Raw genomic sequence first — 16,955 nt, 5'->3', positions numbered from 1 at the left:
ATGGCGGCGTACGGATTTTTGGCGAAGGCGGCCACATTGGTAGTCCACGGGGTGGTCGGCGCAGCCGCCTACGACGTTGTGCGCAAGGCCGCGGCCAAGGCGCCGCTTCGTGCGACCGCGGTATCGGCCGCCGAGCTGGGCCTGCGCGGAACCCGCAAGGCCGAGGAGGCCGCGGAATCGGCCCGCCTCAGGGTGGCCGATGTGATGGCCGAAGCGCGCGAGCGCATCGGCGAGGAAGCGCCCACTCCCGCGATCGGCGACGTCCACGACCACGACCACTGATCGCCTCGACATGGCCCTCGCTATCGCACCAGACGTGGTCGGATCCGACGACGCTGCCCCGGACGACCCCGCCCTGGAAGTGGTATCGGATGCGGCCGGACGCATGCGGGTAAAGGTCGCATGGGTCCGCTGCAATTCCCGGCGCGCAGTCGCGGTCGAGGAGGCTGTCGCCAAGCAGACCGGTGTGCGCGTCGTGCACGCCTACCCACGTACCGGGTCGGTCGTGGTGTGGTATTCGCCCAGACGCTGCGACCGCTCGGCGGTGCTGGCGGCGATCTCGGGTGCCGCGCACGTCGCCGCCGAACTGATCCCGGCGCGACCACCGCATTCGTCCGAGATCCGCAACACCGATGTGCTTCGCATGGTCCTCGGTGGTGCGGCGCTGGCCTTGCTCGGTATGCGCCGCTACGTGTTGAAACAACCGCCGTTGCTCGGGTCGAGCGCCCAGCTGGTGGCCACTGGCGTCACCGTCTTCACCGGTTACCCGTTCCTGCGCGGCGCATTGCGCTCACTCCGCTCCGGTAAGGCCGGCACCGATGCACTGGTCACCGCGGCGACCGTGGCAAGCCTCATCCTGCGCGAGAACGTGGTCGCGCTCACCGTGCTGTGGTTGCTCAATATCGGTGAGTACCTACAGGATCTGACGCTGCGGCGGACCCGACGGGCTATTTCGGAGCTACTGCGCGGCAACCAGGACACGGCCTGGGTCCGGTTGACCGAGGGCCCCGACGCGGGCACCGAGGTCCAGGTGCCGATCGATACCGTGCAGATCGGTGACGAGGTGGTGGTCCACGACCACGTCGCGATCCCGGTCGACGGCGATGTGGTCGACGGCGAAGCGATCGTCAACCAGTCCGCGATTACCGGGGAAAACTTGCCGGTCAGCGTCATGGTCGGAACGCGCGTGCACGCCGGTTCGGTCGTGGTGCGCGGCCGGGTGGTGGTACGCGCCCAGGCGGTGGGTAACCAGACCACCATCGGGCGCATCATCACCAGGGTCGAAGAGGCTCAGCTCGACCGGGCTCCGATCCAGACGGTCGGCGAGAATTTCTCCCGCCGCTTCGTTCCGACTTCGTTCATCCTCTCGGCCATCACCTTGCTGATCACCGGGGATGTGCGCCGCGCGATGACCATGCTGTTGATCGCATGCCCGTGCGCGGTGGGCCTGTCCACCCCGACCGCGATCAGCGCGGCGATCGGCAACGGCGCGCGCCGCGGCATCCTGATCAAGGGCGGATCCCACCTCGAACAGGCGGGCCGGGTCGACGCGATCGTGTTCGACAAGACCGGGACGTTGACCGTGGGGCGTCCGGTGGTCACCAATATCGTTGCCATGCATAAGGATTGGGAGCCCGAGCAGGTGCTGGCCTATGCCGCAAGCTCGGAGATCCACTCCCGTCATCCGCTGGCCGAGGCGGTCATCCGTTCGACAGAGGAACGCCGCATCAGCATTCCGCCGCATGAGGAGTGCGAGGTGCTGGTCGGCCTGGGCATGCGGACCTGGGCCGACGGCCGGACCCTGTTGCTGGGCAGCCCGTCGTTGCTGCGAGCCGAGAAGGTGAAGGTGTCGCGGAAGGCGTCGGAGTGGGTCGACAAGCTGCGCCGCCAGGCGGAGACACCGCTGTTGCTCGCGGTGGACGGCACGCTGGTCGGCCTGATCAGCCTGCGCGACGAAGTGCGTCCCGAAGCGGCGCAGGTGCTGACGAAGTTACGGGCCAACGGCGTCCGCCGAATCGTCATGCTCACCGGCGACCATCCGGAGATTGCCCAGGTTGTGGCCGGCGAGCTGGGGATCGATGAATGGCGCGCCGAGGTGATGCCGGAGGACAAGCTCGAGGTGGTGCGCGAGCTGCAGGACGACGGCTACGTCGTCGGGATGGTCGGGGACGGCATCAACGACGCCCCAGCGCTGGCGGCCGCCGATATCGGGATCGCCATGGGCCTGGCCGGAACCGACGTGGCCGTCGAGACCGCCGACGTCGCGCTGGCCAACGATGACCTGCACCGCCTGCTCGACGTGCGGGATCTGGGTGGCCGGGCGGTGGATGTAATCCGGCAGAACTATGGCATGTCCATCGCGGTCAACGCCGCTGGGCTGCTGATCGGCGCGGGCGGTGCGCTGTCGCCCGTGCTGGCGGCCATCCTGCACAACGCGTCGTCGGTGGCGGTGGTGGCCAACAGTTCCCGGTTGATCCGCTACCGCCTGGACCAAACCACGCTGGAGGCGCGCTAGCAGCCGCAGGCGTGGCCACGCCAGGTGCGGATACCCTGCCAGACCGCAATACCGGCGATAGCCAGCCCGATCGCGGGGTCGATCCACCAACCGCCCGGCCAGGCGGCGGTGATGGCCAGGCCGAGCAGAACGGCGGCGGCCTGCGCAGCACACAGATAGTTCTGGGTGCCTTCGCCCGCGGTGGCCTCCGACTCCAGCCGCGCGCCCAGCGTGTGGTTGGCCCAGCCAAGTATCGGCATGAGCAGCAGGGCGATCGCTGTCAGTCCGATGCCGATCACCGAGGTCTCGGCGCGATGCTCGCCGCCTAGGTGACGGATGGACTCGGCTGCGATATAGGGGGCCGCCAGCCAGAACGACACCGCAACTCCGCGCTGGGCGCGCCGCTCCGCGGTCGCCGACCACAGCCGGTCGCCGGTGAAGCGCCACAGCACCATCGCACTGGCCAGGCCCTCGGATCCGCCGCCGAGCGCCCACCCGGTCAACGCGACGGATCCGACCGCAAGACCCTGCCACAGCCCCACGGCGCCCTCGGTGAGCAAGACGGTCAGGCTGACCCACGCCAGCCGTCGGGCCCACCGAACGTTGCGCTGCCACTCGGCGTCTCGCGCGACCGACAGGGGCGAATCCAGCGTGGATCCACCGCAGTGGTCCGTCGTCGTCTCCATCCCGCCGATGGTAGAGGCAACACGAGCCGGACGGTGGCTGCGGCGTCGCGAGCCCCTATGGTTACGCTGACTAACGAGCAGCTTCCCGGCTGTCGGGGGGATCACAAGATGGGGCGTACCCGACAGCGACCGCGGCGCTGCACAGGGAGAGCGCCGCACGCTAGAGAAGGGCCCCGCCGATGCCGAACAGCAACCCCGCCAGACCGCTTGACGGATTTCGGGTGCTGGATTTCACCCAGAACGTAGCCGGGCCGCTGGCCGGGCAGGTGCTGGCCGACCTGGGGGCCGAGGTCATCAAGGTCGAGGCGCCCGGCGGTGAAGCGGCCCGTCGGATTACCTCGGTGCTGCCCGGACGCCCGCCGCTGGCCACCTACTTCCTGCCCAACAACCGGGGCAAGAAATCGGTGACCGTGGACCTGACCACCGACGAGGCCAAGCAGCAGATACTGCGGCTCGCCGACACCGCCGACGTCGTCCTGGAGGCGTTTCGGCCGGGCACCATGGAAAGGCTGGGCCTGGGCCCCGATGAGTTGCGCGCGCGCAATCCCAAGTTGATCTACGCGCGCCTGACGGCCTACGGCGGCAATGGCCCGCACGGCAGCCGGCCGGGCGTCGACCTGATGGTGGCCGCCGAGGCCGGCATGACCACCGGGATGCCCACCCCGGACGGCAAGCCTCAGATAATCCCGTTCCAGCTCGTCGACAACGCCAGCGGTCACGTGCTGGCCCAGGCGGTGCTGGCCGCGCTGCTCAACCGCGAGCGACACGGAGTGGCCGACGTCGTACAGGTCGCGATGTACGACGTCGCGGTGGGGCTGCAAGCCAACCAGCTGACCATGCACCTCAACCGGCCGGACGACGGCGACCAGCCCAAACCTGAACCGGCAGCTAAGGGCAAGCGGCGCAAGGGAGTCGGCTTCGCCACCCAGCCATCGGATGCGTTCCGCACCGCCGATGGGTACATCGTCATCAGCGCGTATGTGCCCAAGCACTGGGAGAAGCTGTGTCACCTCATCGGTCGGCCCGACCTCCTGGACGACCAGAGGTTCAGCGAACAACGCGCGCGGTCCATCAACTACTCCGAGTTGACCGACGAGCTGGAATCCGCGCTGGTCAGCAAGACTGCTGCAGAATGGGTAGAACTGCTGCAGGCCAACGGCCTCATGGCCTGCCTCGCCTACACCTGGAAACAGGTCGTCGACACCCCCCTGTTCGCCGAGAACGACCTCGCCCTCGATGTCGGTAGCGGTGCGGACGCCGTCACGGTGATCCGCACTCCGGCGCGCTACTCCAGCTTCCGCGCTGCGGTCACCGATGCGCCGCCTGCCGCCGGTGCGCACAACGCCGTGCTGCTGGCTCGCCCCTGAGTTCGTCAGTCAAGAACAATGGCTTTCTTTGAGTTGTCAATGAATCCGTGCCGGGTTCATAGCATCAGCCAGTCCCTCGTGGAGGATTTTCATGCGCCTTTCGCGGGCGGCAACATTCATTTGCTGTCTGCGAGGCCCGTCTATTACGACGCCCCGGTGGACACCCCATTGATACACCACGTTCACGCCGGTCATGGAGGGTCGTCAGCTTGCGCTAGCGGACCGCCGCCGATGACGTTCCGACCGTTCCGAGGAGTCTTACCATGAGCACCGCTGTCAGCAGCTCGGCCGATACGCCCGGATCTCGATCTCAGTCGATCCTGGCCAATCTGCGGCACGACGTTCCCGCATCACTCGTGGTGTTCCTCGTCGCGTTGCCACTTTCGCTGGGGATCGCGATCGCCTCCGGGGCCCCGCTGATCGCCGGGTTGATCGCCGCGGTGGTAGGCGGCATTGTCGCCGGATCGCTCGGTGGGTCGTCGGTTCAGGTCAGCGGCCCGGCCGCGGGTCTCACCGTGGTGGTCGCCGGGCTGATCCAGGAGCTCGGCTGGCCGACGCTTGCCGTGATGACCATCGGCGCGGGTGTACTGCAGATCGTGTTCGGCCTGAGTCGGCTGGCTCGCGCTGCGCTGGCCATTGCGCCGGTCGTGGTGCACGCCATGCTGGCGGGCATCGGGATCACCATCGCGTTGCAGCAAATTCATGTCTTGCTGGGTGGCACAGCGCATAGCTCGGCGTGGCAGAACATCGTGGCGTTGCCCAACGGGATCCTCAACCACGAGCTGCATGAAGTGATCATTGGCGGCACGGTCATCGCCCTGTTGTTGGTGTGGTCGAAGCTGCCCGCCAAGGTGCGTATCGTTCCCGGCCCACTCATAGCCATCGCCGGGGCGACCACGTTATCGCTGGTCGTGGACTTCCATGTGGAGCGAATTAACCTTTCGGGCAACTTCTTCGAAGCCATTAGCCTGCCCCGGCTTCCCGAAACCTTGCCGAGCGGGCAACCATGGACGAACGAGATCGGCGCCATAGTTGTCGGCGCCCTCACGATCTTTTTGATCGCCAGTGTCGAATCGCTGCTGTGCGCGGTCGGCGTCGACAAGCTGCATCACGGCCCGCGCACGGACTTCAACCGAGAGATAATCGGGCAGGGCAGCGCGAACGTGGTATCCGGATTGCTCGGTGGGTTGCCGATCACCGGTGTCATCGTGCGCAGCTCCGCCAATGTGGCCGCCGGGGCCCGGACCCGGATGTCGGCGGTGCTGCACGGCGTGTGGGTGCTGCTGTTCGCGTCCCTGTTCACCAACCTGGTGGAACTCATTCCCAAGGCCGCGCTGGCCGGCTTGCTCATCGTGATCGGTGCCCAGCTCATCACGCTGGCCCACATCAAACTGGCCTGGCGCACAGGCAATTTCGCAATCTACGCAATCACCATCGTGTGTGTGGTGTTCCTTAACCTGCTCGAAGGTGTGGCCATTGGACTTGCCGTTGCGATTGTATTCCTCCTGGTCCGGGTTGTACGCGCGCCCGTCGAAGTGAGACCGGTGGGTGGCGAGCAGTCGAAGCAATGGCGGATCGATATCGACGGCACGTTGAGCTTCTTGCTGCTGCCCCGCCTGACCACCGTGCTGTCGACGCTGCCGGAAGGGGCCGAGGTCACGCTGAACCTGAACGCGGACTACATCGACGACTCCGTTTCCGATGCCATCTCCGACTGGAAACGCGCCCACGAGGCACGGGGCGGGGTGGTAGCAATCGTCGAAACGTCGCCCGCGAAGCTACATCACGCGCACGCTAGCCCGCCGAAGCGCCACTACGCGTCCGATCCGATCGGACTCGTTCCCTGGCGCTCCGCGCGCGGCGACCGCAATGGCGATGGCAACGCGTCGATTCTCGACCGCGTCAATGAGTACCACCGCAACGGTGCGGCGGTGTTACACCCCCACATTGCCGACAAGCAGGACCCGTATGCACTGTTCCTGACGTGTGCCGACTCACGGATCCTGCCGAACGTCATCACCGCCAGCGGGCCCGGTGACCTGTACACCGTCCGCAACTTCGGCAACCTGGTCCCGACCGTTCCGACCGACGGATCGGTCGACGCCGCGCTGGATTTCGCCGTCAACCAGCTCGGCGTGAGTTCGGTTGTCGTCTGCGGACATTCGGCGTGCGCCGCGATGACGACCGTATTGGAGGACACCGCGGGCGAGGCGACGACGCCCATCGGCCATTGGCTCGAACATGCCCGCGACAGTCTGGTCGCATTCCGGGATCACCATCCGGCCCGCCGAAGCGCCGAGGCCAGCGGCTACCCGGAAGCCGACCAACTGAGCGTGGTGAACGTCGCCGTTCAGGTGGAAAGGCTTGCCCGCCACCCGATCGTGGCACCGGCGGTCGCTTCCGCCGATCTGCAGGTTGTCGGTATCTTCTTCGATATCGCGACCGCGCGGGTGTACGAGGTGAACCAGAACGGCATCGTGCGCCCGGCGGAACCGGCCGGCACCCCGTAGCACACTCAGCGCAGCAAGGCCCGCGACATCACCACGCGCTGAATCTGATTCGTACCCTCGTAGATCTGGGTGATCTTGGCGTCGCGCATAAACCGCTCGACGGGGAAATCGGTGGTATAGCCGGCGCCCCCAAAAAGTTGCACGGCGTCGGTGGTGACCTCCATCGCCATGTCGGAAGCAAAGCACTTCGAGGCCGCCGAGATGAAGCCGAGGTTCGGCTCACCGCGTTCGGCCCGGGCCGCGGCCGTGTAAACCATCAGCCGCGCCGCCTCCACCTTCATCGCCATATCGGCCAGCATGAACTGAACGGCCTGGAAGGTGCTGATCGACTCGCCGAATTGCTTGCGGTCCTTGGTGTAGGCGATGGCGGCGTCCAATGCGCCCTGAGCAATACCTACCGCCTGGGCGCCGATCGTGGGACGGGTGTGGTCCAACGTGGCCAACGCGGTCTTGAAGCCGGTACCGGGCTCACCAATAATCCGATCGCCGGGGATGCGACAGTTTTCGAAGTACAGCTCGGTGGTTGGTGAACCCTTGATCCCGAGCTTCTTTTCCTTCGGACCGACGGTGAACCCCTCGTCGTCCTTGTGCACCATGAACGCCGAAATGCCGTTGGCGCCCCGGTCCGGATCGGTCACCGCCATCACCGTGTACCAGGTCGATTTACCGCCGTTGGTGATCCAGCACTTGGCGCCGTTGAGAATCCAGTGATCCCCGTCGGCCTTGGCCCGGGTGCGCATCGACGCCGCGTCACTGCCGGCCTCCCGCTCACTCAATGCGTAGGACGCCATCGCCCCCTCGGCGGCCAGGGTTGGCAACACCTGCTTCTTCAGCTCCTCCGAACCCCGCAGGATCAGGCCCATGGTGCCCAACTTGTTCACTGCGGGAATCAGCGATGCAGACGCGTCGACGCGGGCGACTTCTTCGATCACGATGCAGGCCGCGACCGAGTCGGCGCCCTGACCGCCGTACTCTTCTGGAACGTGGACTGCGTTGAAACCGGACGCGTTCAGGGCCGCCAGCGCTTCCTCGGGAAACCGGGGCTGCTCGTCCACCTCGGCGGCGTACGGTGCGATTTCTTTCTCCGCCAAAGCTCGAATAGCCGCTCGTAGCTCGTCGTGTTCCTCGGGCAGCTTGAATACATCGAATGACGGGTTTCCGGCCCACCCAACCATTTCGACCTCCTTGTTAGTCGCGGGTTAACTTACCCCGAAGCTCCTGAAGTGCGGCATCCTTGGCCCGCACGGTGTCTGCCAGCCGGTCGCCGAACTCGACGATCCGGGCCCGCAGCTGCGGGTCCGACGATCCTAGGATGCGCACGGCCAGCAGACCGGCGTTGCGGGCGCCGCCGATAGACACCGTGGCCACCGGCACCCCGGCCGGCATCTGCACGATCGACAGCAGCGAGTCAAGGCCGTCCAACCGGGCCAGCGGAACCGGCACGCCGATCACCGGCAGCGGCGTCGCGGCGGCGACCATACCGGGCAGGTGCGCGGCCCCGCCCGCGCCGGCGATGATCACCTCGATCCCGCGCTCGGCCGCGCCGCGGGCATAGTCGAACATCACCGCCGGGGTGCGATGCGCCGAAACCACCCGAACCTCGGCCGCAACGTCGAACTCGTCGAGCGCCTCGGCGGCATCGGCCATCACCGACCAGTCGCTGTCGCTGCCCATGATCACCCCGACGCGCGGCCGTTCAGTCACGTGCGCCGCTCCTTTTCATCGCTCCGCTCTGCATCGCCGCCGGCGTGAATCATCTACGCCGCTCCTCCTCATCGCTCCGCTCTGCATCGCCGCCGGCGTGAATCATCTACGCCGCTCCTCCTCATCGCTCCGCTCTGCATCGTCGCCGGCGTGAGGATCCCATCCGTCCGTCCACTGCCCGTGTGACAACCAGTGTGCCGCCAGCTCAGCGCGGCTACGCAACTCGGCCAGGTCGGAGCCGAGGAAGTTGATATGCCCCACCTTGCGACCGGGCCGCTCGGCCTTGCCGTAGAGGTGAACGCGGGCGTCGGGCATACGCGCAAAGAGATGGTGCAGTCGTTCGTCGACGCTCATTGCCGGCGGCTGCGCGGCCCCGAGCACATTGGCCATTACCGTCACGGGCGCGACGGTGTCGGTATCGCCGAGCGGGTAGTCCAAGACCGCACGCAGATGCTGCTCGAACTGGCTGGTACGAGCCCCGTCCATCGTCCAGTGTCCGGAATTGTGCGGCCGCATCGCGAGCTCGTTGACCAGCAGGGCCCCATCGTTCGTCTCGAACAGCTCGACGGCGAGCACGCCAACCACATCGAGTTCGGCGGCCAATCGCAACGCCAACTGTTGCGCCGCGGTGGCCAGATTGTCGGGCAGCGCCGGCGCGGGCGCGATCACCAGCACACAGATGCCGTCACGTTGCACCGTCTGGACCACCGGCCACGCCGCACCCTGGCCGAAGGGCGACCGCGCCACCAGCGCGGACAATTCGCGGCGCAGTTCCACTCGTTCCTCGACCAGCACTGACACGCCGGCAGCCAAGTATTCGCCCGCGATGGCACGGGCGTCCGCCAGGTCTCGTGCCATCCGAACGCCCCGGCCGTCGTAGCCGCCACGCACCGTTTTGACCACGATCGGGCCACCGACACGGGCAACGAAGGCGTCAATTTCGTCCAGGCTGTCGGGGTCCTTGATGGCGGCGTAGCGCGGCACGGCGACGCCCACTGCATCCAGCCGCTGCCGCATGACGAACTTGTCCTGGGCGTGTATCAGGGCATGCGGAGGCGGGGCGACATTGACGCCTTCGGCGACCAGCTTGTCCAGCAGCTCGCCCGGAACGTGCTCGTGGTCAAAAGTCAGGACGTCGGCTCCACCCGCGACGCGGCGCAGGTCTTCCAGATCGGTGCATGAACCGATCACTACATTGGGTGTGACCTGCGCAGCCGGGTCGTCGGCGGAATCGACCAGCACACGGAGGTTCTGACCCAACGCGATGGCGGCCTGATGGCTCATCCGGGCCAGCTGACCGCCGCCGACCATCGCGACTAGAGGGGCGACCATGGGGGTGCGTGAACTCGGCACGGCCATCATGGTGTCATGCGACCTGACCGGCGTGTTTGGCCGGCTATGGAACCAAATCGTTATGTATCATTTTGCACCGATTTTGTGTTCATCCGTAGACTCCCCTGTTGTGTCCTTTGCCGATGCCACGATCGCGCGTCTACCCGGGGTGGTCCAGCCCTATGCGCAGCGCCACCATGAGCTGATCAAATTTGCCATCGTTGGCGGGACCACATTCATCATCGACACGGTGATTTTTTACACGCTGAAGCTGACGATTCTCGAGCCGAAGCCGGTAACCGCGAAGGTGATCGCCGGCATTGTCGCGGTCATCGCGTCCTACGTGTTGAACAGGGAGTGGAGCTTCCGCGACCGCGGCGGCCGCGAGCGCCACCATGAGGCGCTGCTGTTCTTCGCGTTCAGCGGCGTGGGGGTGCTGCTGAGCATGGCGCCGCTGTGGTTTTCCAGCTACATCCTGCAGCTGCGGGTGCCGATGGTGTCCCTGACCATGGAGAACATCGCCGACTTCATCTCCGCCTACATCATCGGCAACCTGCTGCAAATGGGGTTCCGCTTCTGGGCGTTTCGGCGCTGGGTATTTCCCGACGAGTTCGCCCGTAACCCCGACAAGGCCCTGGAATCCGCCCTTACGGCAGGCGGCATCGCCGAAGTCTTCGAGGACACCCTCGAGGGCGGCAATGTCACCCTGCTGCGGGCCTGGCGCAACCGGGCCAACCGGGTCGCTCAGCTGGGCGACTCTTCGGTGCCCAGGGTGTCAAAAACTTCGTGATACAGCAGCGCGTGCACCTCCCGCAGGCGCGGAATGTCGTAAAACTCGAGCGGATCCTGTGACGCGGACTCGATAATCAGCGTCCCGGTGCGAAACACCCGCTCAAAAATCCGGTCCCGGAACTCCACGCTGTTGATCCGTGCCAACGGGATGTCGATCCCGCTGCGGGTCAGCACGCCATGCCGGAACATCACCCGCCGGTTAGTGACCACGAAATGTGTGGTCAGCCAGCTCAGGAAGGGCCACAGGGTGAGCCAGCCGACAATCACCAACCAGATCCCCCAGATCACGCCGTGGATCACGTTCTTAGCGATCTGCTCCCAATGCGTCGAGTTGACGAACCCAGACCCGAACGCCGCCAACCCGGTCATCACAATCAGGACGATGACGGGCCAGATCAACCGCTTCCAGTGCGGATGTCGGTGCAGAACGACCTGCTCACCAGCGGCCAGAGCGTTCTCCGGATAGCTCATGGTGGCGACACTAGCGCTAGGATCCGTCAGGCCCGCGCGAGTTAGCGCAAATGCACCACGTCGCCGGCGGAAACCACCACGATTTCGTCATCCGCTTCGATGCACAGCCGGCCCTGATCATCGATGTCACGCGCGAGCCCGATGACTTCCTGTCCGCCGGGGAGTTCGGCGCGCACGCGCGAGCCGATGGTCAGGCTGCGAGCACGGTAGTCGGCCGCCAGTTGAGGATCGGCGTTGCGCCACTGGGCGATCCGGGCTCCGAGTTCGCGCAACAGCGTGCTCGCGATGCGCGTGCGGTCCGGTGCCGCCACCCCGACGTCCAGCAGTGAGGTCGCCCCCGGGCCGTCGACCTCCTCGGGGGCCTGGGTGACGTTGAGTCCCACGCCGATCACCACGAACGGCCGAGTGACCTCGGCCAGGATGCCCGCCAGCTTGCCACCCCCGGCCAGCACGTCGTTGGGCCACTTGAGGGTCGCTTCGACCCCGGTCACCTCGATGAGGGGGGCGACCGTGTCAACCACGGCCAGCCCGGTGGCCAGCGACACCCAGCCCCACGCCTCGACCGGTACGTCGCCGACACCCACGCCGACCGACATGGTGATCTGTGCAAGGGGAGTGGCCGACCAGCCGCGGCCATGCCGCCCACGCCCGGCGGTCTGATGTTCGGCGATCAGCACCGCACCGTCGATATCGGCCCCGGACGCCGCGCGTGCGAGCAGGTCGGCGTTCGTGGAACCGGTCTGCTGGACGACCTCGAGTTGCCGCCAAAACGATCCGGTCACGTCGGCACGCAGTGCCGTGGCGTCCATGGGCAGCCTGAGCTGATCGCGGTCGGTCATCCGGTCAGCTTAGGCAGGCGCCGAACAACGGCCCATTCGACGCGGGAATGTCGCGGATGACATCGCGGTCGGCGCAAGCTCATCAGGCGTTTGACGAACTCGTAGCGGGCACCGAGCCGACCGTTGGCTACCGTGCCGATACCATCGTCTCCCATGACAAGCGTTACCGACCACACCGCTGAGCCCGCTGCCGAGCACACCATCGACATCCACACCACCGCGGGCAAGCTGGCGGAGTTGCACAAGCGCAGGGACGAGTCGCTGCACCCAGTCGGCGAGGATGCCGTCGAGCGGGTACACGCCAAGGGCAAGCTGACGGCTCGTGAACGCATCTACGCGTTGCTGGACGAGGACTCGTTCGTCGAGTTGGACGCGCTGGCCAGGCACCGCAGCACCAACTTCAACCTCGGCGAAAAGCGCCCGCTCGGCGACGGCGTGGTCACCGGCTACGGCACCATCGACGGCCGCGACGTGTGCATTTTCAGCCAAGACGCCACAGTGTTCGGCGGCAGCCTCGGCGAGGTGTACGGCGAGAAGATCGTCAAGGTCCAGGAACTCGCGATCAAGACCGGCCGTCCGCTCATCGGCATCAACGACGGTGCGGGTGCGCGCATCCAGGAAGGTGTCGTCTCGCTGGGCCTGTACAGCCGGATCTTCCGCAACAACATCCTGGCCTCCGGTGTCGTCCCGCAGATCTCGCTGATCATGGGAGCCGCCGCAGGTGGGCACGTCTACTCCCCTGCCCTGACCGACTTCGTGATCATGGTCGATCAGACCAGCCAGATGTTCATCACCGGCCCCGACGTGATCAAGACCGTCACCGGCGAGGAAGTCACTATGGAGGAGCTCGGCGGCGCCCACACCCACATGGCTAAGTCGGGCACAGCGCACTACGCCGCATCGGGCGAGCAGGACGCTTTCGACTACGTTCGCGAGCTGCTGAGCTACCTGCCGCCTAACAACTTTTCCGACGCGCCGCGCTACCAGGCCGCCGCTGCAACCGGGCCCATCGAGGAGAACCTCACCGACGAGGACCTCGAGTTGGACACGCTGATCCCGGACTCACCCAACCAGCCCTACGACATGCACGAGGTGATAACCCGCCTCCTAGACGAGGACGAGTTCCTCGAGATTCAGGCCGGCTACGCCCAGAACATCGTGGTCGGGTTCGGGCGCATCGAAGGCCGGCCGGTGGGCATTGTCGCCAACCAGCCGACACACTTCGCCGGCTGCTTGGACATCGACGCCTCGGAGAAGGCCGCCCGGTTCGTGCGGACCTGTGACTGCTTCAATATCCCCATCGTCATGCTGGTCGACGTTCCGGGCTTCCTGCCGGGCACCGGCCAGGAATACAACGGCATCATCCGGCGCGGCGCCAAGCTGCTCTACGCCTACGGCGAGGCCACTGTCCCGAAGATCACCGTCATCACCCGCAAGGCCTATGGCGGCGCGTACTGCGTCATGGGCTCCAAAGACATGGGCTGCGACGTCAACCTGGCGTGGCCGACCGCGCAGATCGCGGTGATGGGGGCGTCCGGCGCGGTCGGCTTCGTATACCGCCAGCAGCTGACCGAGGCAGCCGCGAACGGGCAGGATGTCGACGCGCTGCGGCTGCAGCTGCAACAGGAGTACGAGGACACCTTGGTCAACCCGTACGTGGCCGCCGAACGCGGATACGTCGACGCGGTGATCCCGCCGTCGCACACCCGCGGCTACATTGGCACAGCGCTGCGCCTGCTGGAACGCAAGATCGCGCAGCTGCCCCCCAAGAAGCACGGGAACATTCCGCTGTGAGTCGAGTGAGTGACGGGAAAGAGACGAACAATCCGATCCTGAGTCGAGTGAGCGGAACCAACGAAGTGAGCGACGGGAACGAGACCGTGACCGCAGCACCGGCTGCGCACCCGCACCAGCCGCATATCGAGATACTCAAGGGACGACCCACCGATCAGGAGTTGGCCGCGTTGATTGCGGTGTTGGGCAGCATCACAAGTCCGGCCCCCTCCGCGGCGCCCGAGTCCGCCCGATGGGGGCTGCCGGTCGATATGTTGCGCTATCCCGTCTTTAGCTGGCAGCGGATCACGCTGCAGGAAATGATGCACATGCGCCGATGACCCGGCTGGTGCTCGCGTCCGCGTCACCCGGTCGGCTCAAAGTGCTTCGCCAGGCGGGCATCGACCCGCTGGTGGTGGTCTCTGGAGTCGACGAGGATGCGGCCACCGCGGCGCTGGGGTCAGATGTCACGCCGGTCGACGTCGTGGCTGCACTGGCCCGGGCCAAGGCCGAGCAAGTCGCAACGGCTGTGGACCACAGAGTCGCGGCGGATTGCGTTGTCATCGGCTGCGATTCGATGCTCTACAAGGATGGCCGGCTATGCGGCAAGCCGGAATCCATCCGCGACGCACGGCAACAGTGGCAGTCGATGGTAGGGTGCGCCGGCGAACTCTACACGGGTCACTGCGTTATCCGATTGCTGGACAACAAAATCACCTGCCACGCTGCTGAAACAGCAATAACCACAGTGCGTTTCGGAACGCCGACGCCGGAGGACCTGGAGGCCTACCTAGCAAGCGGGGAATCATTGCGGGTCGCTGGCGGATTCACCCTCGACGGCCTGAGTGGTTGGTTCATCGACGGTGTCGATGGCGATCCGTCAAATGTGATTGGCCTGAGCCTGCCACTGCTGCGGTCGCTGTTGGCGCGGATGGGGCTGTCGGTCAGCGCACTGTGGGCGCCAAACGCTGGCAACTGAGGGTGCTCGTCGACGTCGACAGCCTCGAGAATGAATCCCCGGCGACCCCGCCCGGCGCGTCTTGTGCCTGGTTGCAGTGTCGCGATCTTCGTGACCGCGGCTCGTTCGCCGAGCCAACCGTAGTGTCGGACCATGACTGCCTGGATAGATTTCGCCACCCAAGCGCCGCACATCACGACGATCTTCACCCGTCGCCATCACGCCGCCGGCAACCTCTGCCTGCTGGCCACCCTCCGGTCTGATGGGTTCCCGCGGATCAGCCCGATGGAGCCGCGACTATTCGAGGACCGGTTGTGGCTCCCAGGCATGCCCGGCACCACCAAATTCGCTGATATCGTGCGCGACCCGAGGTTCTGCCTGCACACCGCAACCATCGACACCCAGGTGACCGACGGCGACGCGAAGCTATACGGTCTTGCGCACGATTGTCCCGACGATGCACTACGTCAACGCTTCGCCGCGGCGTTGTTCGACGAGACCGGATTCGATCTGCGCGGGCAAGCCTTCGCCCTCTTTGGAACCGACATCACCGGAGCATCGGCGGTAGAGGTTCGAGATGGCCATCTGGACATCACCGTCTGGAACCCGGGCGGGCCCGAACGGGTGGTGCGCAAGCACTGATGACATCGCAATCTCCGGCGGTAGGCTCAATGATGTGCCGCTACCCCCAGATCCAAGCCCCACCCTGTCGGCCTACGCCCACCCCGAACGGTTGGTCACCGCTGACTGGCTGTCGGCCAATATGGGTTCGTCCGGCCTGGTGATCGTCGAATCCGACGAGGACGTTCTGCTCTACGACGTCGGCCACATCCCCGGCGCGGTCAAGATCGACTGGCACACTGATCTCAACGACCCGAGGGTGCGTGACTACATCAACGGCGAACAGTTCGCCGAACTGATGGACCGCAAGGGCATCGCCCGCGATGACACCGTGGTGATCTACGGCGACAAGAGCAACTGGTGGGCGGCCTACGCGTTGTGGGTATTCACGTTGTTCGGCCACGCCGATGTGCGACTGCTCAACGGCGGACGTGACCTATGGCTTGGCGAAGGCCGGGAGACCACGCTCGCGGTGCCGACCAAGACGTCCACCGGCTATCCCGTCGTGCAGCGCAACGACGCCCCGATCCGCGCGTTCAAGGACGACGTGCTGGCCATCCTGGGCAGCCAGCCGCTGATCGACGTCCGCTCCCCCGACGAGTACACCGGCAAGCGCACCCACATGCCCGATTACCCTGAGGAAGGGGCGCTGCGCGCGGGCCACATTCCCACCGCGAGGTCAATCCCGTGGGGGATGGCGGTCGACGAAACCAGTCGGTTCCGCGGTCGCGGCGAGCTCGACGAGCTCTACGGCTTCCTCGACCCGAACGACAAGACCGTTGTCTATTGCCGCATCGGGGAACGGTCCAGCCATACCTGGTTCGTGCTCACCCACCTGCTGGGCAAACCCGACGTGCGGAACTACGACGGCTCGTGGACCGAGTGGGGTAATACCGTGCGAGTGCCGATCGTTGCCGGCGAAGAACCGGGAGCTGTACCGGTCTGATGAGTCTGCCCGCGCCGCTGGCCGAGGTGGTGTCCGACTTCGCCGAAGTCCAGGGCCAGGACAAGCTGACGCTGCTGCTGGAATTCGCGAACGAGCTGCCGGCGCTTCCTTCGCACCTGGTCGAGTCCGCTATGGAGCCTGTCCCCGAGTGCCAGTCCCCGCTGTTTTTGCATGTCGACGTGAGTGATCCGAACCGGGTGCGCCTGCACTTCAGCGCGCCGGCCGAAGCGCCAACCACCCGTGGGTTCGCCTCGATCCTCGCCGCCGGTCTGGACGAGCAACCCGCCGCCGACATCTTGGCGGTGCCCGAGGATTTCTACACCGACCTGGGTCTGGCCGCGCTGATCAGTCCGCTGCGGTTGCGGGGCATGTCGGCGATGCTGGCCCGGATCAAGCGACGAGTGCGCGAAGCGGGCTGAATTGGGGAACCGCGTGACCGGGCCGTGGGCGCTCCGCATAAAC

Annotated in this window: 16 protein-coding genes and 1 pseudogene; 11 read left to right on the top strand and 6 right to left on the bottom strand. The window is 66.0% G+C overall.

Annotated elements, in window-relative coordinates; translation table 11 throughout:
• Both AADZ55_RS05570 and ctpC read left to right on the top strand, forming a co-directional pair.
• Complete coding sequence (locus AADZ55_RS05570; protein ID WP_085323228.1) at window positions 1–282, top strand: DUF1490 family protein; 282 nt, start codon at window positions 1–3, stop codon at window positions 280–282.
• 103 nt (window positions 283–385) lie between these two features.
• Window positions 386–2,515: a manganese-exporting P-type ATPase CtpC gene (gene ctpC, locus AADZ55_RS05565; protein ID WP_085323440.1), complete on the top strand. Its 2,130-nt coding sequence runs from the start codon at window positions 386–388 to the stop codon at window positions 2,513–2,515.
• Here ctpC and AADZ55_RS05560 read toward each other — a convergent pair.
• Complete coding sequence (locus AADZ55_RS05560) at window positions 2,512–3,180, bottom strand: cation transporter (protein WP_085323227.1); 669 nt, start codon at window positions 3,178–3,180, stop codon at window positions 2,512–2,514. The genes ctpC and AADZ55_RS05560 overlap by 4 nt on opposite strands.
• 179 nt (window positions 3,181–3,359) lie before the next feature.
• Here AADZ55_RS05560 and AADZ55_RS05555 point away from each other — a divergent pair, with 179 nt between their 5' ends.
• Together AADZ55_RS05555 and AADZ55_RS05550 are read left to right on the top strand one after the other, a co-directional pair.
• Window positions 3,360–4,547: a CoA transferase gene (locus AADZ55_RS05555; protein WP_085323226.1), complete on the top strand. Its 1,188-nt coding sequence runs from the start codon at window positions 3,360–3,362 to the stop codon at window positions 4,545–4,547.
• Window positions 4,548–4,810: 263 nt separating this feature from the next.
• Window positions 4,811–7,057: a SulP family inorganic anion transporter gene (locus tag AADZ55_RS05550; RefSeq protein WP_085323225.1), complete on the top strand. Its 2,247-nt coding sequence runs from the start codon at window positions 4,811–4,813 to the stop codon at window positions 7,055–7,057.
• Window positions 7,058–7,062: 5 nt separating this feature from the next.
• On the opposite strand, the gene AADZ55_RS05545 is transcribed toward AADZ55_RS05550, so the two are convergent.
• From AADZ55_RS05545 to AADZ55_RS05535, 3 genes are all read right to left on the bottom strand, one after another.
• A complete protein-coding gene (locus tag AADZ55_RS05545; RefSeq protein WP_085323224.1) occupies window positions 7,063–8,232 on the bottom strand; it encodes an acyl-CoA dehydrogenase in 1,170 nt (389 codons plus the stop codon).
• A gap of 13 nt (window positions 8,233–8,245) precedes the next feature.
• Complete coding sequence (gene purE, locus AADZ55_RS05540; RefSeq protein WP_278248513.1) at window positions 8,246–8,761, bottom strand: 5-(carboxyamino)imidazole ribonucleotide mutase; 516 nt, start codon at window positions 8,759–8,761, stop codon at window positions 8,246–8,248.
• A 102-nt stretch (window positions 8,762–8,863) separates the two neighbouring features.
• Window positions 8,864–10,123, bottom strand: a complete 1,260-nt coding sequence (locus AADZ55_RS05535) for a 5-(carboxyamino)imidazole ribonucleotide synthase (protein WP_085323223.1) — start codon at window positions 10,121–10,123, stop codon at window positions 8,864–8,866.
• 100 nt (window positions 10,124–10,223) lie between these two features.
• On the opposite strand from AADZ55_RS05535, the gene AADZ55_RS05530 reads away from it, so the two are divergent.
• On the top strand, window positions 10,224–10,883 hold the full coding sequence (locus tag AADZ55_RS05530) for a GtrA family protein (protein WP_207568995.1): 660 nt from the start codon (window positions 10,224–10,226) through the stop codon (window positions 10,881–10,883).
• On the opposite strand, the gene AADZ55_RS05525 is transcribed toward AADZ55_RS05530, so the two are convergent.
• Both AADZ55_RS05525 and AADZ55_RS05520 read right to left on the bottom strand, forming a co-directional pair.
• Entirely contained in the window at window positions 10,838–11,356 is a 519-nt protein-coding gene (locus AADZ55_RS05525) for a PH domain-containing protein (protein ID WP_085323221.1), read from the bottom strand. The two genes, AADZ55_RS05530 and AADZ55_RS05525, sit on opposite strands and share 46 nt — an antisense overlap.
• Before the next feature lie 41 nt (window positions 11,357–11,397).
• Window positions 11,398–12,195, bottom strand: a complete 798-nt coding sequence (locus tag AADZ55_RS05520) for a biotin--[acetyl-CoA-carboxylase] ligase (RefSeq protein WP_085323220.1) — start codon at window positions 12,193–12,195, stop codon at window positions 11,398–11,400.
• 153 nt (window positions 12,196–12,348) lie between these two features.
• Between AADZ55_RS05520 and AADZ55_RS05515 the strand changes: the two genes are divergently transcribed.
• The 6 genes and pseudogenes from AADZ55_RS05515 (at window position 12,349) to AADZ55_RS05490 (ending at window position 16,912) form a co-directional block, all read left to right on the top strand.
• A complete protein-coding gene (locus AADZ55_RS05515) occupies window positions 12,349–13,989 on the top strand; it encodes an acyl-CoA carboxylase subunit beta (RefSeq protein WP_085323219.1) in 1,641 nt (546 codons plus the stop codon).
• Window positions 13,989–14,309, top strand: a pseudogene (locus AADZ55_RS05510) (acyl-CoA carboxylase subunit epsilon); the annotation flags it as partial. The gene AADZ55_RS05515 and the pseudogene AADZ55_RS05510, both read left to right, overlap by 1 nt.
• A complete protein-coding gene (locus AADZ55_RS05505) occupies window positions 14,306–14,947 on the top strand; it encodes a nucleoside triphosphate pyrophosphatase (protein ID WP_085323218.1) in 642 nt (213 codons plus the stop codon). The pseudogene AADZ55_RS05510 and the gene AADZ55_RS05505, both read left to right, overlap by 4 nt.
• A 132-nt stretch (window positions 14,948–15,079) precedes the next feature.
• The gene (locus AADZ55_RS05500; RefSeq protein WP_085323217.1) at window positions 15,080–15,568 is read left to right on the top strand and encodes a pyridoxamine 5'-phosphate oxidase family protein; all 489 of its coding nucleotides are present in this window, start codon (window positions 15,080–15,082) and stop codon (window positions 15,566–15,568) included.
• 34 nt (window positions 15,569–15,602) lie between these two features.
• Window positions 15,603–16,493, top strand: coding sequence for a sulfurtransferase (locus AADZ55_RS05495; protein ID WP_085323216.1), 891 nt, complete (start codon window positions 15,603–15,605; stop codon window positions 16,491–16,493).
• On the top strand, window positions 16,493–16,912 hold the full coding sequence (locus tag AADZ55_RS05490; RefSeq protein ID WP_085323215.1) for a SufE family protein: 420 nt from the start codon (window positions 16,493–16,495) through the stop codon (window positions 16,910–16,912). The genes AADZ55_RS05495 and AADZ55_RS05490 overlap by 1 nt, the downstream gene beginning before the upstream one ends.
• The last annotated feature ends 43 nt before the right edge of the window (window positions 16,913–16,955 follow it).

The organism is Mycobacterium decipiens (genome assembly GCF_963853665.1).
Taxonomy (GTDB): domain Bacteria; phylum Actinomycetota; class Actinomycetes; order Mycobacteriales; family Mycobacteriaceae; genus Mycobacterium; species Mycobacterium decipiens.
The sequence above is the reverse complement of the archived record's forward strand: the minus strand, read 5'-3'. Positions and strand labels throughout refer to the sequence as shown.